Origin of the sequence: Pseudomonas sp. FP1742 (assembly GCF_030687145.1) — a bacterium.
Lineage (GTDB): Bacteria > Pseudomonadota > Gammaproteobacteria > Pseudomonadales > Pseudomonadaceae > Aquipseudomonas > Aquipseudomonas frederiksbergensis_D.
The window spans coordinates 3,508,474-3,529,015 of the sequence record NZ_CP117460.1; the positions used below are offsets into that span (position 1 = coordinate 3,508,474).

The following is a 20,542-nucleotide window of genomic DNA, read 5'->3' on the forward strand; positions in this document are numbered from 1 at the left end:
AGTATCCATTAGCTCATGAGGTAGTCACTCGAAAATCCGAGATGAGCTTTACGATCATCCCGGCCCCCGAGTAAACCTTGGACGATACGGTGAAGATAATGAAAACTTTAAAAATTGCGGTTCTTCTGGCACTTGCCGGTATAGGCGTACACGCCTTTGCAGACGATGGCCATTCAACTAACGCGACCAGCAAGACACCTGTTGAGATCTACACGTACGAAACGAAGCTCGACATTAAGAAAGTCATTAGCCTCACAGAGATTCCGGACGAGTGCAAACCGGTCCCGGTACAAATGACCTATGAAGACTCCCACGATCAACGGCATATCATGCAATATCAAGTGATGGGCACTGGATGTTCAAACGGTTGAGTACCGTGCGGACGATGGAGGGTCGACACTCCACGCCTGCGGCGCAACTCACTCAAAAACTGATGTTTTTCCTGAGCCTACGATTTTTTCATCGGAGGCCAACATGCCCGGGATGTGATGTTTAAGAAACTCCACCCAAGTCTTTGTCTTCGCATCCACGAATTTTCGTGATGGGTAGATTGCAAATAGATTCAACTCTTCAAGCCGATACTCCGGCAACACGCGCACTAACGTACCGGCCCTCAGGCCATTGACCGCAGAAGCAATCGGCTGAATACCGATGCCCATCCCGTTTGTTATAGCGACGGTCATTCCATCAGCGGTATTGATGTGAAAGGGAGACAAGGGGACATTGATTGATTCCGCGCCTTCAGGCCCCTCAAATGTCCAGTTTTCAACCGGCATTACGGTATTAACAATCCTCAGACAATCATGTGAACAAAGAGAACCCGGAGAGTCCGGGATTCCGCGTTTCTTCAGATAGGCAGGCGAGGCGCAGAGAATGCTGTAAGTGATGCCGAGCCGCTGAGCGACAAACCCTGAATCGGGCAGATCCCGCGCTAAAACAATCGACATGTCATACCCTTCCTCGAGCAAGTCGGGTAGCCGATTGGTCAGTGTCAAATCAAACATGACCGAGGGATGGGTCTCTCTGTATTTGGCAATGGCATCGATCACGTAATGATTGCCGATGGCTGACATGGCATGAATTTTCAGCCTGCCCACGGGTCGGGTGTGAGCGGTCCCGGCTTCCTCATCGGCTTCACGTACCTCGTCAAGAATCCTCTCGCATCGTTGCAAATAGCGCGCACCGGCTTCGGTAAGCGCCAGGCGTCGGGTAGTGCGGTTAATCAGACGGGTTTGAAGCCTGGCCTCTAGACTGGAAACCGCTTTGGAGACGTTGGTTGTCGTGGTGTCCAATAGCTCGGCGGCCGCCGTAAAACTGCCGCTCTGGGCAACAGCCATGAAAAACCGCATGGTCTGGAAAACGTCCATCGTTTTCACCTCAAGGGCGTGGATAACAGAGGGCGGCCTTACAGAAGACCGCCCTCCTCGTCATGTGTCACTTTTTCCGTGGAATAAATCCAGGCACACCGGTTTCCACGACCGAGTTGAATCGTATCCTGATCGTAATATCTTCCTTGATCTCAAGCATCGCCCTATGCGGCAGGGTGGAAATATCCAGGTTTTCCTTGATATGACTTGGTGTAGCGGACGTGGTCAAAAAAGCAACGCCCCGTTGTACAGACCAGGCCAATGCCACTTGAGCCGGAGTCTTCTGCAAGCGCTTGGCGATCCCTGTAATCACCGAATCCTCCAACACTTTCGGCTCCATGCCATGGCCCAGTGGCGCGAACGCCAGGAGGACGATTCCATGCTGTTTGCAGAACTCGAGCAGTTCCCATTCCGGCAGATAAGGGTGGGATTCAACCTGCACCACGGCAGGTTTGATCCGGGCCACTGCCACAATCTCTTTTAACGTTTCCAGCGTGATATCAGACAAGCCGATCGACTTGCAGCGGCCTTCATCCACCAGGCGTTCAAGTGCTCTCCAGGTTTCGATCAGTGTCACGCCGGAGTCGTAGATGACGCGACCCTGTTCGTCTCTCGGGTCCTGATTCTCACCGGGTTGAAAGGCAAACGGCGTATGGATCAGGTAGCAGTCGATAAAGTCCACTTGAAGGCGCCGGCAACTGGCCTCGAAGGCAGGTTTGACTCGCTCGGGACGATGGTTGGTGTTCCACAGTTTGGTGGTGATGAACACGTCCTCCCGGCGGATCTTGCCCGCCTCCAGCACTTCTTGTAACGCAACGCCGACACGCTCCTCATTGCGATAGCGCTCTGCACAGTCGAAATGGCGAAAGCCCGCTTCCAAGGCATCCTTGACCGCTTGTGTGGTGACACTGAGGTCGCTGAACAGCGTGCCAAATCCAACGGCCGGCATTTCACCAGAGCCGTTGTTCAGCGCAAACCGGGTATCGCGAAGTGCATCGTAAAAAGGTTCGTAAGACATCTCTTGACTCCAATGTTCGGGGCCGCAGCCGCTATTGATACGAAGGGTTCTGTGCTTCGCGACTGGCAATCCGTTGCTCAAACGCACCGACGGAATTACCGCCGAGGGCGACATACAGCTGCACCGTGTCGAGATACTGCGCAGTCTTCACCCGGATTTGCCCCAACAACGCTTGCTCATAGGCACGTTCCGCTTCCAGCACCTGGAGAATGCTGTTCTCGCCCTGCGCGTAGGCTTGCTGATTCAACCGAAAACTGGTTTCGGCAGCGCGAAACGCGTCTTCCTGCGCCAGGTTTTGCTCGGCGTCATGGTTGATCGCCTGCAACGAGTCCGCGACCTGGCCGAACGACTGAATAACCGTCTGCTGATAGCCGGCGAGCGTCGCCTTGTAGCCGTCGACGGCAGCCTGACGTTCAGCCTTGAGCGTTCCGCCATCGAAGATCGGCCCGGCCAGCCCTGCGGCGAAGCCCCAGAGTGCGGCGCCGCCATTACCGGAAGCGGCCTGTACCAGCGACGCGGACAGCGTTACGTGGGGATAGAGGTTCGCGGTCGCGACACCGACTGCGGCGCTGGCCATGTGCAGTTCTGCCTCCGCTTGCAGGACGTCCGGTCGGCCGTGGGCCATTTCCGAAGGCACACTCACCGGCACGTTGGCCGGCAATACGAACTCGGCAAAATCAAAGTCCGGCGCGGTCCAGTCACCGGGGCCCTTGCCGGTGAGAATCGACAGCGCATGACGCGCGGCATCACGCTGCTGAGCGAGGGGCGGCAACAGTGTGCGGTCCTGGGCGAGCCGGGTCTCGGCCAGCGAAACGTCGATCTGCGTGGTGACGCCGCTGGCGTGTGCCCTGCGCACCAGGTCGAGGTTCTTGGCGTCATTGGCGAGCAACTTTTCGACGGCAGCCATTTGCGCGTTGGCAGAAGCCACCAACAACGCCTGACTGGCGACATTCCCCGTCAGGGTCAGGTACGCCGCTTCGTATCGATGCATCTGAAGATCGGCAAACGCTTGCTGCTGCTCGATCCGCCGCTTGTTACCGCCGAACGCATCAAGGTCAAAACCGACCCGCGGCCCGATCGCGTAGAAATTGGAGATCGAAGGCTCTTTCGCGTTGTGTACCCGCTGACGACCCGCCTGAGCGCCAAAGTCGACCTGCGGATAAAGCGCACCCTCCGCCGCCGCGACGGACGACGCCGCTTGCCGGATCGTTGCATCCGCCGCCACGAGTTCAAGATTGCCCTCGATGGCGCGACGCACAACCTGGTCGAGCTTTTGCGAATGGAAGGCCGTCCACCAGTCACCGCTGACCTTTTGGCCAAGGTTGATGTGTTGCCCGCCAGGCTGGTTGCCGCCCAGGCCGAGACGCTGCTCGGCCTGTTGGTCGTAGTGCTGCGACAGGCTCGGCGGCTGCATTTGATAGTCGGGGCCGACGGTGCAGGCCGTCAGGAACGCAAGAACCGACACCGCACCGAACGTGGTTTGGAACGTCTGTCTGTTGATGAAGCGCGCATTGGATTTCATTGGGCAAACTCCACGAAAACTAGTTGGTCGGAACGGGCTTGCGAAGAAAGACAACCAGTGGACTGACCACCAGCATCGCCACCATCAACAGCTTGAATTGGTCGATCACCGCGATAAAAGCCGCCTGGCCGGTGATCATTTCGTTGAGCCCCGCCAGTGCTTGCAGGGACATCGGCACGGCATGCGCAGCGGCGCGATAAGGCGTCAGATGGCTGACCAGTGCCAGGTGCATCGCTTGCGTATTGTTGAAGAAGAAAATCTGCACGATCGCAACGCCCAAGGTGCTCCCGTAAACACGCGACAGATTGAAAAAACCGGTGCCTTCAGGGCGTAACTTGGGATCGAGCGTGCTGAACGCGATCTTGGTGAGCGACGGCATCAAGATGCCGATGCCAATCCCCTGGATCGCCCCGGCAATCGCCACCGGCGACCAGTCCATCAACGGCGAATAACCGAGCATCAGCCAGTTGGCGTAAATCACCACGGCCACGCCAATCGCCACGAACAACCGACGGTCGAAACGCTCGGGAACACGGCCCATCAGCAGGAAAGCCCCTACCAGCCCCACACCACGCGGTATCGTCAGCGAACCTGTCGTATCAGGCGGATAGCCGAGGATCTCGTCCAGCATCGGCGACGTCAGTGCCATGGTCGACAACAGCACGAAACCCACGGCGAAAAAGATAATCGTCGACAGTACGAAGTTGCGGTCCTTGAACAGACGCTTGTTGAGGAAATGCACCTTCTTGCTCAACAGATGCACGGCGAACAGGTACAGCCCCAACGCGCAGCCCGCCGCCTCCAGCCAGATTTCGGTCGAGGCAAACCAGTCCAGGCGTTCGCCGCGGTCGAGCAACATTTGCAGGCTGATCAACGCCAGCGTGAAGCTGCCGAAGCCGAAGAAATCGAACGACGGACGTTGCTCGGCCTTCTTCTCGGCAAGCAAAAGCGCCATCACCAAAAAGATGAATGCCGACAACGGAAGGCTGATGTAGAAGATCGGGCGCCAGCCAAAATGCTCGCTGACCCAACCACCGATGCTCGGGCCGCTGACGATGCCCAAGAGCACGATTGCCGTCCACGTCGCGCCAAATTTCGCACGCTTCTCCAGAGGCAACGTCTCCATTGAAATCGCCATCGACAGCGGCGCCAGCACGCCACTCGCCAGGCCTTGAATAATTCGCGCACCGACGAACTCCAGCGGAGTCGTCGCAACCGTGGCGAGCAGCAAGCCAAGAACGAAGAAGGCTAACGCGGCCTGATAAACCCGCTTCAAGCCATAACGCCCGGCCAGCCACTGCGCAACCGGCATGGTGATGGCGCTCGCCGCGAGGTACGAGGTGAATACCCAGCCTGCCTGGTCGTCAGTCATCGACAGACTGCCTTGGATAAACCTGAGTACCGCATTCGGCAAAGGCAGGTTCGCCGACTGCATATAGGTCGCGAGCAGCGCGGCGAACCTCAATGTTCCCGCACCTTGAGGTCTGGCAAGGTTGGCGTTCATCAGAAGTTACCTGCGGTCAACAGCGCCTTGAGCGGATGCCACCATGGCGTGTGATACCCGGTATCGACCTTGACCGTGGCGCTGGTGCCCGAAAAAAGCGGAAACGCAGGGTCGGCCTCGTCGAGTTCAAGGCGCACCGGTACCCGCTGGACAACCTTGACCCAGTTGCCAGTGGCATTTTCAGGCGGCAGCAAGGCGAAGTCCGATCCGGCACCGGGGCTCATGCTGGTCACGTGGGCTTTGAAAACGTGATCGGGATAGGTATCGATGCTGATGGTTGCTTCCTGGCCTGGACGCATGTGGGTCACCTGCGTTTCGCGGAAGTTGGCCTCGACCCAAATCTGCCGATCGGACAGCAGCGCAAAGGCCGGCGCACCGTTGCTGACGTAGTTGCCTACCTGCAGATCGTCGACCTTGGCCACGATGCCATCGTCCGGCGCATATACCGTCGTATATGAGAGGTAGAGCTGCGCCTCATCCAGCTGCGCCCTCGCCTCACGAACCGTCGGGTGGTTATCGGCTTCGATGTCCGGATTACCGTTCAACGCGACAACCGTGCTGGCGATCTGTTGCTCGATCGACGCGATGCGTTGCCGGGCCACTTTAAGGTCGGTGTCGGCGCGCTCGTAAATCGCCCGCGAGACAAACTCGGTAGCGACCAGCGCTTTCTTGCGGGCAAACTCGCGCTGATCGAAATCGGCCGACTCTTTGGCCGATTGCAGTTCAGCCTGCTGCTGCCGGTAACCGGCCTTGAGCCCATCGATGCGCAGCCGCGCCACGCTCAGCTGTGCTTGCGCACGGTCAACCGCGATCTGAAACGGTTTCGGGTCGATCCGAAACAGCATCTGGCCTTTGTGAACCGGTTGATTGTCCTCGACCGCAATTTCGACGACTTGTCCGGAAATACGCGCGTTGATCGACGCCTTCGCCACTCGGGCGTAGGCGTTATCGGTCGAAATGAACGCCTCGCCTGCTTGATAGCGGGCATAGCCCAGCGCTGCGAAGAGCACCGGCAAACCGACAATCAACAAGGGCCGAAATTTCTGCTTGAACGGTTTTTTGATGGGCGCGTCAGGCCTTGCGTGCTCGAAGGTCTGCGTAGCCGGGATGTCGAACTGTTTAGTCATGATCGAATACACCTTTAACCGGGAAATCGGGCCAGCACCTGCGAGAATCGCCTGCGGCCCTGATGGCAAAAATTGCTGTGAGAAAGCAAACCCGTGCACGGTCAGGGAGGATCGCTCCACCGCACCGGTTTCGTCGCCGCAACACCCAGTTCGAGCTCAGCTACAACAAACCTGACGTTCAGGAACTTCTGGTTCCTTAATTTTGTGCGATGATGTAAGAATATAGAGCAGTCCATCCCCACACAAGGATTTTGTACGACATGGCACAAAAAAAGATTACAGAGGGCAAAGGCCGAGGCCGCCCCCGCGCATATGACCCGCAGACAGCGCTGCAACAGGCACTCGGGGTTTTCTGGAACACCGGATATTCCGGCGCCTCCCTGGACAGCATCGCCACCGCGGCCGGCATGAATCGCCCCAGCCTCTATGCGGCATTCGGTGACAAGCACGCGCTCTACATCAAGGCGCTCGAGCAGTATTGGGAATCTGCCTCCGCGGCCATGCAGGAAGCGCTTATGGACAAAAACCTGACATTGAAGCAGGCGCTGCTGGGCTTCTATGAGGGGCAGTTGTCGATCTACTTCTCGGGTGAGGGGCAACCGCGTGGCTGCTTTGCGATCGGCACGGCGACGACCGAAGCCGTCGAGGATTCTGCAATACGAGAGGTTCTTGCGGACCGGCTCAGCCGGCTTGATGCCGATCTCGAAACGCGTCTGCGCGCGGCAGTCAGCGCCGGTGAGTTGAAAGACGATGTCGACCCAGCCGCCCTCGCCGTACTCGCATCATCCCTGTTGCATAGCATTTCGATACGGGCGCGGGCGGGCAAATCCCGAACGGAATTGACGGAGCTTGTGCGCAATGCGGTCAACGTAATGTGCGGTGTATGAGGTGCAGGGTGGCTGAAGGACTCGAAGACATTCTCACCGAACGACTTGCGGTGATTTTTTGTGGCATTAATCCGGGCGTGACTGCCGCCGCCCAAGGTCATCATTTTGCGGGTCGAGGCAATCGTTTCTGGCGCACACTCCATCTCGCCGGTTTTACGCCTACTGAGGTGCACCCGGAAAACGACCGGACGATCTTGCAATATCAATGTGGATTAACCGCAGTGGTTGAACGGCCTACGGCGCGAGCGGATCAGCTGTCCGTGCATGAATTCACCGCTGCCGCCGCGGATTTTGAACAAAAGATCGCACGCTATGCGCCACGCTTTGTGGCGTTTCTCGGCAAAGCTGCGTACAGCGCGTTATCCGGTCAACGGGAAATTGCGTGGGGGCTTCAGTCCAAGATCTTCGGCAATGCCTCGGTCTGGGTCCTGCCCAATCCCAGCGGGCGAAATCGCGCATTCACGCAAGATCAATTGGTGGATGCGTATCGCCAACTCCATTTAGCGGCCCAGCAACCGGACCAGGTCGAACAAAACACTGTTCGATAACCGTTGCGCCCCACTGCTGGCCCTCCTGCTCCTGCTCCAACTTGAAGCCAAAGTCTTCATACAGTTTGCGAGCCACATCCAGGCCTTTGAACGTCCACAACCGCGTCGCGCAAAAGCCCTGTTCGTCACAGAATTTCATGGCTTCAGCCAACAAGCGTTTGCCTGCGCCTTTGCCTCGCGCCGAGTCATCCAGAATGAAACAGCGCAGAATCGCTTCGCCGCCCTCGCCTTCACCGTCTATGGCGATGGAACCGACAATTCGCTGGCCATCCAACGCCACCCAAACTTCGTTGCGTGGATTGTGCAAACGCCCCATCAACTCCGCCATGTCCGATGCAACCAGGCTTTCGAATGGCTGGCCGAAATTCGAATGCCGTGCGTAGTAGTCGGCATGCATTTGCACCATGCGGCCGATGATTCCGGGCCGGTAGCCCCGAGCGATCTCCAGCTGCGCGGGTGGCTGCGGCGCTGTACCGAGTCGATGAGCTTGCAGTGCGCCGGCATAGTTGGCGATGCCCTCACTCACCGCTTGTTGTTGCTCATTCGTCAGATAAACCAAGGCAGCGTCCACCTGTTGCCTGGCGAACGAATCAATGGCTCGCAGGGTTTTCTTGCCCTGTGCCGTGAGTCGCAGTTTCTTGGAGCGCGCATCCTCCTCGTGTGGAATTTCTTCGATCTCGCCGGCCTCAATGAGCTTGCGCACCATCCGGCTCACGGTGGATTTTTCCAGGCCGAGCAGTTCCACAAGTTCCCCTGCTGTCAGCGCCCCCCGATCTCCAATCTCCACGATCGTGTGAACAAACGAAGGCGAATAGTCCGTCGCCGCCAGCGTGGTTTGCATGAACCCCAACTCGCGCACCATGAGGCGCGATGCTGAACGGACTTGGTTGATCAGGTCTGACTGGGTACGGGTCACGGCAAGCACCTCGAACAGAATGTGCATTTAGTTGTATAACACAACCAAATACCCGTCAAATCAAGGGTGCTCCGTCAAGGCAAGAAACCAGGCAACTGCCCTACCCGTTCGGCCAGATACTGCATCAATAAACGCGTGCGCAGCGGGCGGTAGCGGCGTTCGGGATAGATCAGAAAAGCGTCGTTCGGTGGGCCGCTCCAGTCGGGCAGCACCCGGACCAACTGCCCGTTTTCAAGCAGATCGCTGACCAGCCAGGCCGGCGTGATACACAGCCCCGCACCCTGCAGAAGACCGTCGCGAATGGCCAATGAGCTGTTGGTTCGATAGCGCCCCTGAGTCGTGACACTGATTTGCTCACCATGGGGGCCGTTGAGCTCCAGACGGTCGCCCGCGGTCAACCACGCAAAACGCAGGAAGTTGTGCTCGCTCAAGTCCGCCGGGCTGTTCAATGGGGAATGGTTGCGCAGGTATTCAGGCGCGGCCACCAGATAACGCGGTGAAGTCGCTATGCGTCGGGCGATAGCGTTCGGCGGCAAGCTGCCCCCCAGGCGCAGGGCCAGGTCAACGTTTTCTTCAGTGAGGTCGACGAAACGATCATTGAGGATCAGCTCCACTTCAATGGCCGGGTACTGCGCCATGAACGACAACAGCAACGCATTCAAACGCAACACACCGAGGCTGACCGGCACGTTGACGCGCAGAAACCCTTCGGGGCGTTCGGTCAGACCGCGCACATCCGCAACGGCCTCGCCGTACTCCTCCAGCACGCCTTTGGCACGCTCGTAAAAACGCTTTCCCGGCTCGGTAGGTATCAGCCCGGAAGTACCTCGAATCAGCAGACGGGCCCCCAATTGTTTTTCCAGGGCGGCGACCAGTTTGCTGACAGTGGGCTGAGTGCTGCCCAATTCACGGGCGGCTGACGACAGGCTTCCGAGCTCAACGGCGCGGACGAAACAGTGCATTGCTTTAAGACTGTCCATGGGTATTCGATTCAGGAATGGGCTGTATGCGGTTAACCCTTCTACCACACGTATTTTGAATAGAACAATCTGGCCTTCTTGAACCCCACCCAAGGAGATACCTGGATGAAAGCCTTTCACTCGAGAATCCCACTGCCTCTCGCTTTGATTGCCCTGCTTGCCGCAAGCCCTGTCATGGCGGCGGAAAATTGGGTCACCACCTGGACGGCCAGCCCTCAACCCACCTGGGGCAACGAACTGCCGCTGCCCACGCGCATCCCTGAAGCGCTGACCGACAGCACCCTTCATCAGAAGGTGCGCATCAGCAGCGGCGGAAGCCGCGTACGGGTGGTGGTTTCCAACGAATACGGCAAGCAACCGCTGGTCATCGGTGCCGCGCGTATCGCCTTGCTGGAGGGCGCCGATCACATTCGTGCCGGTTCCGGGCACACCCTAACATTCGGCAGTCAGGAGCAGCTCACCCTCGCTGCGGGCGAAACACGAGTCAGCGACCCGATGGAACTGGCAGTTCCGGCACTCAGTGAACTTGCGATCTCTCTTTATCTGCCGCAGCACACACCGCTGACCACCTTCCATTGGGATGGCAAACAAACCGCATTTATCACCCCCGGCAATCACGTCGACACTCAACGACTGGAAGGCAGCGAACAGGTGGAAGCGCGGCTGTTTCTCAGCGACATCCTGGTGGATGCACCGCTCGACACCCATGCCTTGGTGGTGCTCGGAGACTCGATTACCGATGGCAATGGCTCGACCCTGGACAGCAATCGACGCTGGCCGGACTTCCTCGCTCAACGCTTGGCCGCGCAGAGGCTCGCGGTGCTCAACGCCGGGATATCCGGGGCTCGCCTGCTCGAAGATGGCATGGGTGTCAGCGCACTGGCGCGTTTCAAGCGCGATGTGCTGGGCAAGCCCGGAGTAAAAACGGTGATTGTGATGCTCGGCATCAATGACATCAGTTGGCCGGGCTCCTCCTTCGCACCGAACGAACGCCTGCCAGCCAAGGAACAGTTGATTGCGGGCTATCGGCAACTGATCGATCAAGCGCGCCGGAACAACATTCGCATCATTGGAACAACCCTGATGCCGGTCGAAGGCGCCCTGGATGGAACGATCGTGAAGAATTATCACAGCGCCGAGAAAGAACAACTGCGCCAGGCCATTAATGACTGGATACGGACCAGCCACGCATTCGATGCCGTGATCGACTTCGATCTAATGACCCGCGACCCTGAACACCCAAGTCGCTTACTGCCGACTGTCGACTCCGGCGACCACTTGCATCCCGGCGATACCGGCAACAAGGCGATGGCCGAGGAGATCGACCTGAAAACGCTTATATAGCCGCTCAGAACCAGCTGCACCCGCAACCCGGGCGGAGACACAGGAAGGGTGGAACAACGGAGTCGTATCCGCCCTTGGCCTGGCTCATACGAATGAACAGCTCCGTATGTGTCTCGATCAGAGGCCATCGCGAGGTCGCCCCCGGCAATCACTCCAAACCTGACGCATCAATTCCTTAAGCATCAACGCCTCGGCCCAGCGATCGGTGATGTCGCGTCCGTCAGCCCCGGTGATGGCATAGGGTGGCGGGCCGAGTTCACAGGTGAAGGACAGGCTGGTGAGCGTGTCCGGTCGGGCCAGCCAGTCCTCGATCCCATAGCGCCACCAGCCCAGGAAACGCTCCAGCCAAGGTCGATGCTGGGCGAAACTCAAAGGCACCTGGACCTGTTCGCTGTTGGCGACACGGCCGTGAAAACCCCAACTGTGGCGCAGGATGGTCTGGATCTGTTCGTCGTCTACAGCCGCGGCCGGCTCCGGCAGTTCGCGGCCCACGACATAGTGGGACAAGTCGGCCAACAGTTTGAGATCGGGCATTTCAGCGAGAATGTCGAGGGTGAACAGCAGATCACTGGTGAGGCGATAACGGTGGGTTTCCAGCAGGATCGGAAAGTCCACCTGCTCGGCCAGTCGCTGCCACCCCTCGATCAACTGGATGGCTTGCGCCAGCGTGCGCGGCCGGACATCGGCTTGCAGGGTGAGATGGTGGCAGCCGTAGCGGGACGCGACGTCGATCGCTGCCGCCAGATCATCCACGGTGCGGGGGAACACCTGACCTTCGATTTGCAGGCCCTGCGCCTTGGCGGCGGCATGCAAGCGTGCGGCATGGTTTGCCACCCAGAAATGGTCAGTGATTCCGTCGAAACCGGCGGCGGCGATTTTCTCCAGTTGCGCTTCCAGCGCAAGCTCGCATTGGCCATGGTGATCTTGCATGGCCCAAAGGGACTGGAAGACCAGGAATTCACGCATGTCAGTTCCTCAGCAGTTGTTTGAGCGATACTTCGGCGTCGGCCAGAGCCTCTACCGAGAGGGGGTTATGCGAAGCGATCAGCCGTTCGCACAACTTGATGTCCTTGGCGACGCTATTGCCCTGGCCCCAGCCGCAAGCACCTTGCAGACGTTGTTCGTCATCGAGGTAGAACAACAGGAAACCGCCGCCCGGGGTTGTCCGGCTCGCCGTGGGTTCTGTGTTTGCGATCACACCCACGGTCTGCAATCCCCAGTCGTACTGGTCGGACCAGAAACCGGGAATGACTTCGAAGGGCAACTCGCCGCCCAGCAGATTCAGGGCGGCGTGACGGCCCTGGGTTTCGGCGTTGCGCCAGGTTTCCTGACGCTGGAAAACCCCTTGCGGGTGCAGCCGAAACTCACAGACATCCCCCGCCGCAAAGATGTCCGGCGCGCTGGTGCGCAGTTGCGCATCGACACGGATGCCCTGGCCGACCTCAAGCCCGGCGGCCATGGCCAACTCGGTGTTGGGTTGCATGCCGATACCCACCACCACCAGATCACAGGGCAGCAGTTGGCCGTCGACCAGTTGCACGGATTCAACATGAGTAGTGCCCTGCACTGCTTCAATGGCCACGTTCAACCGGACATCCACGCCCTGGCTGCGATGCAATTCCAACAGAACGCTGGACAACCGTTCCGGCAACACCCGTCCCGCCAGGCGCGGCCCGGCTTCGAGCAAGGTCACCGCGCAGCCCAAGGCTCGGGCGCTGGCTGCGACTTCGAGGCCGATGAAGCCGCCGCCGATGATCACCAGTCGGGTGTCGGGCCGCAACGAAGCGCGCAGTGCCAGCGCCTCGTCATGGCTACGCAGATAAAGCACATTGCGCAGATGCTCGGGCACACAGGCAAGCTTGCGCGAGCACCCTCCCGTCGCCAGTAACAGCCGGGCGTAATGCAGCCAGCTGCCGTCGGCCAATTGCAGACGATGCCGTTGCGGGTCCAGGCCTTTTACCGGGTTACCGGCCAGGTGCTCGATGCCCAGTTCAGCGAGCCGAGCGCTATTGCACAGGCTGTAGCCCGCCAGATCGACCGTGCCCTGCAGCAACCCTTTGGACAGCGGCGGACGTTCATAAGGCGGGTGAAACTCGTCGCCTATCAGGATCAGGCGACCGCTATAACCTTCGTCGCGCAGGGTCAGGGCCGCGCGGCCACCGGCATGCCCGGCGCCAACAATGACCAGTGGAGCATTGGCAGGACTCATGGCACAGACTCCGTGCAGTTAAACCGTGATGGCGAGCAAGACACGCCCCGCCTCGACCCGGACTTCATAGGTCTTGAGGTTGACGCACACCGGTGCGCCGAGGGCTTTGCCGGAGCGGTAGTCGAAACGCCCGTTGTGCTTGGGGCACTCGATAACGTGCTCCATCACCAGGCCATCGGCCAGGTGGATGGACTCATGGGTGCACAGGCCCGCGGTGGCGAAAAACTCGCTGTCGGCGGAGCGGTACACGGCATAGGTGTGCTGGCCATGGTCGAAACGAATGACGTCTTCTTCATTGATATCGCCCACGGCACATACATCGATCCATTGATCGGTCATGGCGTTTTCTCTGGTAGTGGTACAGACAGGGTGTCATGTGGGAGCGGGCTTGCTCGCGAAAGCGGTGTATCAGGCGACATCGATATTGACTGTGACGCCGTCTTCGCGAGCAAGCCCGCTCCCACAGGGGGTGTGCCTATTGGATATCAGCCCGGCATTGCTTCAGGTTGTGCCCGGACAGTTGCGGCGGGTTTGGTGCTTTGTGGCAAAGGACGACAGACGAAATGGTTCGGGTCTTTGCGCTGCTTCCAGATAGTCGGGATGATTTCCTTGAAGGCCTCGGACAGGCTGCCGTAAGGCGGCGGGCAGTCGTGGCGGATCTCTTCGTGAAGCTGCGCCAGCGCATGAAAAGGCACCATCGGATACATGTGATGTTCCAGGTGATAGTTCATGTCGAGGTACAGGAAACGCAGCAGTCGGTTCATGTAAATCGTGCGGCAGTTGCTGCGGTGGTCGAGTACGTCTTCCGCCAGGCCGACATGCTGCGAAAGGCCGAACAGGTAAGACAGCCAACCGCCATAGAGGGTCGGCAGGCCGATAAACATCAGCGGCAACCAGCTCTGCAGATAAAGTGCAGTACCCACGGTAAGCCCATAGATGGCCAGCCAGACGCGCGCGTCTCTCGCCACTTTGGGCCATTCGGATTCAGGGATGAAGGTCCGCTCTTCTTCACCCATCCGCGCTACTGCATGCCGGCAAACTGACCCCATCGTCTTCAACGCGTAAGGCATTCTGAACAGGCTCAGCACCATCATGATCAGGCTCGGTGGACGCGGCTCGACGATTTCCGGATCGCGACCGACGATGATGGTGTCGGTGTGATGCCGCGCATGGCTCCAGCGCCAGACCTGGGGTTCGAACATGAACATGAAGCTCGACAGCTGATAGACCGCATCATTCATCCAGCGGGTCTTGAACGCCGTACCATGACCCGTTTCGTGCCAACGGGCATTGGACGCTGTGCCGTAGAGCAGTCCATAGGCGAAGAAAAATGGAACACAGGCCCAGGAGCCCCAGAACCAGTAGCCGCCGAAGCCGGTGACGACCATCGCCGACAGCCAGATGGCGGTATCGCGCAGGGCCGGGCCATCGCGACGCTGCATCAATTCTTTCATGCGTTTGCGGGAGATGGGCGATTGGTACCACGTTGCCGATACCAAACCTTTTTGCGCCGCTCGGGCGGCTTCGGGACCGGTCAATCGATAATCCCTTGGCACGGGTTTATCGGTTTTTTCAAAGGCTGCGTTGTGTTCGGGCATTTTATTGTTCTCCGCAAGCTTGATGGTTTTAAGCACTTGCTTTCGATGCGGGATGGCATCGCTGGAGAAAATATAGAGAGCGCACAAACCACCCTCAATCCCTTGAATACATTCCCTATCAAGCTATCATCCAGGCCCATTGCAGCTTGATAGTTTTCTATCAAAGCGACTCAAGGGCCCACCATGAACGACAAAAAACGCCCCACCATCGCCACCGTTGCCGAGCACGCTCGCTTGAGTGTCGCCACCGTGGACCGGGTGCTCAACGCCCGGGCTCCGGTCAGCCCGGCCACCGCCGAGCAGGTGTTCCAGGCCGCCGAAGCCGTCGGTTATTTCGCCGCCCGGCTGATCGGCCAGCGCATTCGCGAACGTCGTCCCAGCTATCGATTCGGCATCCTGTTGCTCGGTACCGCCCAGGCGTTCTATGCCAACGTTGCCGCCGCCATCACCGAGGCAGCGCAACGTCAGGGCGGGGCCAACCTGAGCTGCCAGTTCGAATACGTCTTCGATCGCACACCCAGCGCGATCATTGCCCAGATCGAACAACTGGCCGTGCAGTGTGATGGCCTGGCGGTGGTCAGCTTCGCTCACCCGCTGATCAATGCCGCCATCGCGCAGATCAGAGCCGCAGGCGTGCCGGTGATCGCCCTGCTATCGGACATTCATGAGGCGGCAGAAGAACCTTACATCGGTCAGGATAATCATGAGGTCGGGCGCACCATGGGTTGGCTGCTGGCTCACACCTGCGGCGCACGCAAGGGCAGCATCGGCGTATTGCTCGGCGGCCATCGTTTTCTTGGTCATCAGGCTCGGGTCGAGGGGCTGCACAGTTACCTGGCGGAGCGCGCACCGGGGTTGCGGCTACTCGAAGCGGTGATCAACCTGGACAACTGCGATGTCACCGAAGAGGCGACGCTGGAACTCATCGCGCGCCATGCCGATTTGCGGGGGCTGTGCGTGGTCGGCGGTGGCGGCGATGGCATCATCCGGGCCCTGTCACAGCTGCCGAAACGGCCGTCGCTGTGTTGCATCCTGCAGGAGTCGACCGAGCTGTCGCGACAAGCCCTGGATCAAGGGTTGATCGACCTGGTCATCGACTCTCAGCCGCGATTGCTGGCGGCCGCATTGATCGAACTACTGATCGAGTTGCAGACCGCACCGGACTTCGATCCGCTCCGGCATCGGGTGCATATTCCGTTGCAGATCATTACCTCAGAGAACGCTCGAGGCTGCGTTCGCTGGTAGCAGCTGTCGAGCCTGCGAGGCTGCGTTCGGCTGCGCAGCAGTCGTGAATCCAGCTGACGCGGTATGCCTGACACACCGCGAGTTCTGGTTTTACGACTGCTGCGCAGCCGAACGCAGCCTCGCAAGCTCGGCAGCTGCTACAGATCGCATTACGGCTTAAGTGAACAGCATTACCCATCAGAGGTCGGTGCTCGCACGAAAAGCATCGGCACTCAGCCCGAACCGATTCATCTTGTTGTACAGCCCGCCACGAGAAACGTTCAGCTGCCGGGCAGCCAGGCGGATGTTGCCTCGGGCATCCCTGAGGGCGGCGATGATCGCGTTCATTTCATGGGTGCCAAGGTCCAGTGCAGCCCGAGGTTCGGGCACACTTCCCGGCACCGATGGCCGCAGCCTTTGCTTGATTTCAAGTGGAAGATCACCTGGCTGGATCAGTTCGGTCATCGCCAGATTGGTTGCGCGCTCGATGGTGTTTTCAAGCTCCCGAACATTACCTGGCCAGCTGTAGGCCGAAAGAATATCCAGCGCCTCAGGCGAGATGCCCTGCACCGATTTTCGCAGCGAGCGGGCGCAACGACCGAGAAAATGTCGCGCCAGCAAGGGCACATCTTCCCGGCGCATCCGCAGCGGCGGAACCGTCAGGTTCAGGACGTTGAGCCGATAGTAAAGATCCTCACGGAAAGCGCCATCGGCCACCGCCTGGCTCAGGTTGCGGTGGGTGGCGGCGATGATGCGCACATCCACCTGCTGCGACTTTTTCGCCCCCACGCGCGTCACCTCGCCTTCCTGCAAGACGCGCAGCAGGCTGACCTGGGCATCGAAAGACATGTCACCGATTTCGTCGAGGAAGATCGTTCCGCCATCGGCTAACTCAAACTTCCCGGCAGATCCGCCACGGGCCGATCCGGTGAAGGCGCCCTCGACATGACCAAACAGTTCGCTCTGCACCAGATCCCGTGGAATCGCCCCGCAATTGACCGCCACGAAAGGACCGTCGCAACGCTCGCTGGCGTTATGGATCGCCTGGGCGAACAGCTCCTTGCCGGTACCGCTCTCACCCAGGATCAGCGTGGTCGATTCACTGCGACTGGCGATCCGTCCCAGGTGCAAGGCGTCCTGTATCGCTCGCGAATTACCTTGAATGGTCTCGAAGGTGTAGCTGGCTTGAGTGCCGATGACCCGGCGCGTAATTTCGCGGATGCGCCGGTTCTCGCGCAACGAAACAATCCGCCCACCCTGCTCCAATGGGCATACCGACACCAGACACGCCAAGTGGCTGCGATCATGCAGCTCAAACGTGCAATCCAAATCCCGTAGCCCTTCCCCGCCGCGCAGCAGAATCTGGTTGGTCAGTTCGCTTTGCCCCAGACGCTGGAACGGGCTGCCGAGCAGATCCTGGCCCACGCGGAACAATTGCCGGGCATAACGGTTGAGCGCCTTGATGCAGCCCTGCTCATCCAGCACCACAAGCCCTTCGTTGAGCACTTCAAGCACGGTTTGTTGCTCTTCCAGCAGGGCTTGCAGCGCCATCTGCCGCGAGACCGCTTCGGCTGCGGCCTGGACGGTGCCCAGCGTATGAAAATGAAACCAGCCCGGCTCAGCGGTCAGGGTCAGCATGGCGAGCGTCCTGCCCTGCGCATCCCTGATCGGCGCGGCGGCGCAGTGCATGCGCCGTCGACGCAAGCCGCTGGCGAAGTTTTCCTCGGCCAGCACATACACCAAGCGATCTTCAGCAAGCGCCAGCCCCGTGCAGTTGGTGCCCTGCACCGACTCCAGCAACCGGCTGCCCACCGGCGTGAGGTCCAGGCCGCAGAAATACAGGGTCGTGCCTTGAGCATCGGTCAGGTTGATATGGCCCCTGGGGTTGTAGGCCAGCAATCCCCCCATGACCTGCGCCGCCGCTGCAATCAACGTGCGATTGGCCGCCAGCGTCGCGGCCAGAACGGTAGGAGCAACAAACCGGTATTCGCCATCCTCGGGATCGAGGCCGGTGCCGACGCTGCGCCGCCAGGAATCCCAAATCACCTGCCTGACCCCGACAGGTCGATCGGTGTGCCCTTTCAGGCAGTCCAGCCAAGCCTGCTCCAGCGCGGCGATCGGGCCGTCGTTCAACGAGGCAGGGCCGAGAGCGGTGATGTAATCGAGGTCTTGCGCGCTGAAGGCTGTTACCTGTGGGTTGACCATCATCGACATCCGCTTCCATGTTCATGTTTTTGACATGTCAGTGTAGACATGTCCTGCGAATGAACACTTCTTTCAGAAAATATTGATTAAACCATTAATTATCAATGACTTAAATATTGGCACAGCGCTTGCTCCAAGGGTTATGCCAGCGAGGACATTCCTGCGGCCAAGTCATTGAACAACAATAAAAGGGAGTCAATTCATGAGTACGTCCAAGATCATCCGCCTGGGCCTCATCGGTGCCGGCCGCATGGGCAGCTTTCACGGCCAGACCGCCGCCCGGCACATTCCCGGTGCCTGCCTGGCTGCCATCGCCGACCCTACCCCCGGCCAGGCCGCCCGGCTGGCGGCAGAGTTGGGTGTGCAGAAAATCTATACCGATCCACAGCAACTGCTCGATGACCCGGAAATCGATGGCGTCCTGATCGCCGCCCCCGCCCGCAGCCATGCCGAACTGGTGATCAGTGCGGCCCGGGCCGGCAAAGGGGTGTTCTGTGAAAAACCCATGGCCATCACCCTCGACGAGGCCGACCGCGCCATCGCTGCAGCCGCCGATGCCCGTGTGCCGTTGCAGGTCGGCTTCAATCGTCGTTTTGCCAAAAGCTTTCGCGCCGCCCATCTGGACGTGGTCGCCGGCCGTATCGGTACGCCGCAACTGCTGCGCTCGCTGACCCGCGATCCGGCGCTGAACAATCCGGCCGCTTCGCCGCAGTGGGTGATTTTTCTCGAAACCCTGATCCATGACTTCGATACCTTGCGCTACCTCAACCCCGGCGCCGAAGCGGTCGAAGTTTATGTCATGGCCGATGCGCTGATTGCACCGGACTACAAGAGCAAAGGGTTTCTGGACACCGCTGTGGGCACGATCCGTTTTGACAACGGCGCCATCGCCACCGCCGAGGCCAATTTCCAGGCCGTTTATGGCTACGATGTTCGGGGGGAAGTGTTCGGCAGCGCCGGCATGCTGACCATGGGCAGCCTCAATGACTCGGACCTGCTGCGCTACTTGGCCAATGGCATCCAGGCCGACACCCAACGCATGGACACCGACCTGCTGCGGGATGCCTATGTGGCCGAGCTCAATCATTTTGTCGACTGCCTGCGCACCGGTGAAAAACCACTGGCCAGCGGTGAAGATGCCCGGGCGGCACTGGCCATTGCCCGCGCGTGTATCGAGTCCGTCCAACAGGGCAAAGCGGTGCGCGTGCAAGGAGCCCGTTCATGAGTTTCATCCCGTTCAAACTGGCGATCAGTGCCGAGATGGTGTTCCTCGACCTGCCGTTCACCGAACGCGTCAAACGGATTCACGCGCTGGGTTTCAGCGCCGAAATTTGGGACTGGACCCAGAAAGACATTCCGGCCCTGGTCGCCACCGGCGCTGACTTCACCTCCATGACCGGCTACATCTCGGGCAACCTCACCGACGCCGAAGGCATCCAGCACCTGCTCGACAGTGCACGGGAATCGCTGGCCGTGGCCGCACAGCTGAATTGTCCGAGCCTCAACCTGCATGGCACTGGCCTGGGCGACAAGGGCCTGCCGGTCAAACCCGTGGCCCACACCACGGGACGCATGTGGTTGAGTGCCTGCAAGACCCTGGAAAAGATCGCCCGCCTGGGTGAAGACGCCGGCCGGGTATTCCTGCTGGAAAACCTCAATACCGAGGTGGACCACCCCGGCACGCCCTTCGCTCGTGCCGACGATACCCTGGCGCTGATCGAGGCCGTGGGCAGCCCGCATTTGAAGATGAACCTGGACCTTTATCACGCCCAGATCGGCGAAGGAAACCTGATCGAACTGATCCAGCGCGCCGGCAGCGCCATCGGCGAAATCCAGGTGGCCGATGTCCCCGGCCGCATGGAGCCCGGCACCGGTGAAATCCATTATCCGACCATTGCCAAGGCCTTGTTCCGCATGGGATACACCGGTGTCGTCGGGCTCGAGGGCTGGGCCAGCGGTGACAGCGAAGTGGCACTTGAGCGTTTTCGGCAAGCCTTCACACTTGATTGAAATGTCGCTCTCTTTGTAGCAGCTGCCGAGCCTGCGAGGCTGCGTTCGACGGCGAAGCCGTCGTGAATCCGGCTGACGCGGTG

Annotated in this window: 19 protein-coding genes; 7 read left to right on the forward strand and 12 right to left on the reverse strand. The window is 59.5% G+C overall.

The genetic code is table 11. The annotated features are described in order from the left end of the window. The first annotated feature begins 98 nt into the window (after window positions 1-98). The gene (locus PSH64_RS15535) at window positions 99-371 is read left to right on the forward strand and encodes a DUF2790 domain-containing protein (RefSeq protein ID WP_305412274.1); all 273 of its coding nucleotides are present in this window, start codon (window positions 99-101) and stop codon (window positions 369-371) included. Window positions 372-419: 48 nt separating this feature from the next. Here the strand turns inward: PSH64_RS15535 and PSH64_RS15540 are convergent, their stop codons facing one another. From PSH64_RS15540 to PSH64_RS15560, 5 genes are all read right to left on the reverse strand, one after another. Next, window positions 420-1,367, reverse strand: a complete 948-nt coding sequence (locus PSH64_RS15540) for a LysR family transcriptional regulator (protein ID WP_305477739.1) — start codon at window positions 1,365-1,367, stop codon at window positions 420-422. Window positions 1,368-1,434: 67 nt separating this feature from the next. Further along, a complete protein-coding gene (locus tag PSH64_RS15545; protein WP_305477740.1) occupies window positions 1,435-2,385 on the reverse strand; it encodes an aldo/keto reductase in 951 nt (316 codons plus the stop codon). A 31-nt stretch (window positions 2,386-2,416) separates the two neighbouring features. Then, the gene (locus PSH64_RS15550) at window positions 2,417-3,907 is read right to left on the reverse strand and encodes an efflux transporter outer membrane subunit (protein WP_305477741.1); all 1,491 of its coding nucleotides are present in this window, start codon (window positions 3,905-3,907) and stop codon (window positions 2,417-2,419) included. Between the two features lie 19 nt (window positions 3,908-3,926). Continuing rightward, window positions 3,927-5,411: a DHA2 family efflux MFS transporter permease subunit gene (locus PSH64_RS15555; RefSeq protein ID WP_305477742.1), complete on the reverse strand. Its 1,485-nt coding sequence runs from the start codon at window positions 5,409-5,411 to the stop codon at window positions 3,927-3,929. Further along, window positions 5,411-6,538, reverse strand: a complete 1,128-nt coding sequence (locus tag PSH64_RS15560) for an HlyD family secretion protein (protein ID WP_018930073.1) — start codon at window positions 6,536-6,538, stop codon at window positions 5,411-5,413. The genes PSH64_RS15555 and PSH64_RS15560 overlap by 1 nt, the downstream gene beginning before the upstream one ends. A gap of 260 nt (window positions 6,539-6,798) precedes the next feature. On the opposite strand from PSH64_RS15560, the gene PSH64_RS15565 reads away from it, so the two are divergent. Beyond that, window positions 6,799-7,425, forward strand: coding sequence for a TetR/AcrR family transcriptional regulator (locus PSH64_RS15565; protein ID WP_305477743.1), 627 nt, complete (start codon window positions 6,799-6,801; stop codon window positions 7,423-7,425). A gap of 8 nt (window positions 7,426-7,433) precedes the next feature. Next, window positions 7,434-7,973: a G/U mismatch-specific DNA glycosylase gene (mug, locus tag PSH64_RS15570; RefSeq protein ID WP_305477744.1), complete on the forward strand. Its 540-nt coding sequence runs from the start codon at window positions 7,434-7,436 to the stop codon at window positions 7,971-7,973. Here the strand turns inward: mug and PSH64_RS15575 are convergent. Together PSH64_RS15575 and PSH64_RS15580 are read right to left on the reverse strand one after the other, a co-directional pair. Then, window positions 7,885-8,916, reverse strand: coding sequence for a helix-turn-helix domain-containing GNAT family N-acetyltransferase (locus tag PSH64_RS15575; protein ID WP_086944893.1), 1,032 nt, complete (start codon window positions 8,914-8,916; stop codon window positions 7,885-7,887). The two genes, mug and PSH64_RS15575, sit on opposite strands and share 89 nt — an antisense overlap. 47 nt (window positions 8,917-8,963) lie before the next feature. Continuing rightward, window positions 8,964-9,869, reverse strand: coding sequence for a LysR family transcriptional regulator (locus PSH64_RS15580; RefSeq protein ID WP_305477745.1), 906 nt, complete (start codon window positions 9,867-9,869; stop codon window positions 8,964-8,966). Between the two features lie 105 nt (window positions 9,870-9,974). Between PSH64_RS15580 and PSH64_RS15585 the strand changes: the two genes are divergently transcribed. Continuing rightward, window positions 9,975-11,213: an SGNH/GDSL hydrolase family protein gene (locus tag PSH64_RS15585; protein ID WP_305477746.1), complete on the forward strand. Its 1,239-nt coding sequence runs from the start codon at window positions 9,975-9,977 to the stop codon at window positions 11,211-11,213. A gap of 117 nt (window positions 11,214-11,330) precedes the next feature. Here PSH64_RS15585 and PSH64_RS15590 read toward each other — a convergent pair whose 3' ends face one another. The 4 genes from PSH64_RS15590 to PSH64_RS15605 form a co-directional block, all read right to left on the reverse strand. Then, the gene (locus PSH64_RS15590; protein WP_305477747.1) at window positions 11,331-12,179 is read right to left on the reverse strand and encodes a sugar phosphate isomerase/epimerase; all 849 of its coding nucleotides are present in this window, start codon (window positions 12,177-12,179) and stop codon (window positions 11,331-11,333) included. A gap of 1 nt (window position 12,180) precedes the next feature. Then, window positions 12,181-13,422 (reverse strand): NAD(P)/FAD-dependent oxidoreductase, encoded by a 1,242-nt coding sequence (locus PSH64_RS15595; RefSeq protein WP_305477748.1) that lies wholly within the window; start codon window positions 13,420-13,422, stop codon window positions 12,181-12,183. Window positions 13,423-13,440: 18 nt separating this feature from the next. Beyond that, a complete protein-coding gene (locus PSH64_RS15600; protein ID WP_081361822.1) occupies window positions 13,441-13,761 on the reverse strand; it encodes a MocE family 2Fe-2S type ferredoxin in 321 nt (106 codons plus the stop codon). A gap of 146 nt (window positions 13,762-13,907) precedes the next feature. Beyond that, window positions 13,908-15,020, reverse strand: a complete 1,113-nt coding sequence (locus tag PSH64_RS15605; protein ID WP_305477749.1) for a fatty acid desaturase family protein — start codon at window positions 15,018-15,020, stop codon at window positions 13,908-13,910. A 183-nt stretch (window positions 15,021-15,203) separates the two neighbouring features. On the opposite strand from PSH64_RS15605, the gene PSH64_RS15610 reads away from it, so the two are divergent. Then, window positions 15,204-16,265, forward strand: a complete 1,062-nt coding sequence (locus PSH64_RS15610) for a substrate-binding domain-containing protein (RefSeq protein ID WP_305477750.1) — start codon at window positions 15,204-15,206, stop codon at window positions 16,263-16,265. Between the two features lie 177 nt (window positions 16,266-16,442). Here the strand turns inward: PSH64_RS15610 and PSH64_RS15615 are convergent, their stop codons facing one another. Then, window positions 16,443-18,458: a sigma-54-dependent Fis family transcriptional regulator gene (locus PSH64_RS15615; protein ID WP_305477751.1), complete on the reverse strand. Its 2,016-nt coding sequence runs from the start codon at window positions 18,456-18,458 to the stop codon at window positions 16,443-16,445. 193 nt (window positions 18,459-18,651) lie between these two features. On the opposite strand from PSH64_RS15615, the gene PSH64_RS15620 reads away from it, so the two are divergent. Next, window positions 18,652-19,674, forward strand: a complete 1,023-nt coding sequence (locus PSH64_RS15620) for a Gfo/Idh/MocA family oxidoreductase (RefSeq protein ID WP_305477752.1) — start codon at window positions 18,652-18,654, stop codon at window positions 19,672-19,674. Continuing rightward, window positions 19,671-20,459 (forward strand): TIM barrel protein, encoded by a 789-nt coding sequence (locus tag PSH64_RS15625; protein ID WP_305477753.1) that lies wholly within the window; start codon window positions 19,671-19,673, stop codon window positions 20,457-20,459. The genes PSH64_RS15620 and PSH64_RS15625 overlap by 4 nt, the downstream gene beginning before the upstream one ends. Window positions 20,460-20,542: the final 83 nt, after the last annotated feature.

Bases quoted from the DNA above. Each gene is read 5' to 3' on its own strand.
- PSH64_RS15535 (WP_305412274.1), top strand. From the start codon at position 99: ATGAAAACTTTAAAAATTGCGGTTCTTCTGGCACTTGCCGGTATAGGC.
- PSH64_RS15540 (WP_305477739.1), bottom strand. From the start codon at position 1,367: ATGGACGTTTTCCAGACCATGCGGTTTTTCATGGCTGTTGCCCAGAGC.
- PSH64_RS15545 (WP_305477740.1), bottom strand. From the start codon at position 2,385: ATGTCTTACGAACCTTTTTACGATGCACTTCGCGATACCCGGTTTGCG.
- PSH64_RS15550 (WP_305477741.1), bottom strand. From the start codon at position 3,907: ATGAAATCCAATGCGCGCTTCATCAACAGACAGACGTTCCAAACCACG.
- PSH64_RS15555 (WP_305477742.1), bottom strand. From the start codon at position 5,411: ATGAACGCCAACCTTGCCAGACCTCAAGGTGCGGGAACATTGAGGTTC.
- PSH64_RS15560 (WP_018930073.1), bottom strand. From the start codon at position 6,538: ATGACTAAACAGTTCGACATCCCGGCTACGCAGACCTTCGAGCACGCA.
- PSH64_RS15565 (WP_305477743.1), top strand. From the start codon at position 6,799: ATGGCACAAAAAAAGATTACAGAGGGCAAAGGCCGAGGCCGCCCCCGC.
- PSH64_RS15575 (WP_086944893.1), bottom strand. From the start codon at position 8,916: ATGCACATTCTGTTCGAGGTGCTTGCCGTGACCCGTACCCAGTCAGAC.
- PSH64_RS15580 (WP_305477745.1), bottom strand. From the start codon at position 9,869: ATGGACAGTCTTAAAGCAATGCACTGTTTCGTCCGCGCCGTTGAGCTC.
- PSH64_RS15585 (WP_305477746.1), top strand. From the start codon at position 9,975: ATGAAAGCCTTTCACTCGAGAATCCCACTGCCTCTCGCTTTGATTGCC.
- PSH64_RS15590 (WP_305477747.1), bottom strand. From the start codon at position 12,179: ATGCGTGAATTCCTGGTCTTCCAGTCCCTTTGGGCCATGCAAGATCAC.
- PSH64_RS15595 (WP_305477748.1), bottom strand. From the start codon at position 13,422: ATGAGTCCTGCCAATGCTCCACTGGTCATTGTTGGCGCCGGGCATGCC.
- PSH64_RS15600 (WP_081361822.1), bottom strand. From the start codon at position 13,761: ATGACCGATCAATGGATCGATGTATGTGCCGTGGGCGATATCAATGAA.
- PSH64_RS15605 (WP_305477749.1), bottom strand. From the start codon at position 15,020: ATGCCCGAACACAACGCAGCCTTTGAAAAAACCGATAAACCCGTGCCA.
- PSH64_RS15610 (WP_305477750.1), top strand. From the start codon at position 15,204: ATGAACGACAAAAAACGCCCCACCATCGCCACCGTTGCCGAGCACGCT.
- PSH64_RS15615 (WP_305477751.1), bottom strand. From the start codon at position 18,458: ATGTCGATGATGGTCAACCCACAGGTAACAGCCTTCAGCGCGCAAGAC.
- PSH64_RS15620 (WP_305477752.1), top strand. From the start codon at position 18,652: ATGAGTACGTCCAAGATCATCCGCCTGGGCCTCATCGGTGCCGGCCGC.
- PSH64_RS15625 (WP_305477753.1), top strand. From the start codon at position 19,671: ATGAGTTTCATCCCGTTCAAACTGGCGATCAGTGCCGAGATGGTGTTC.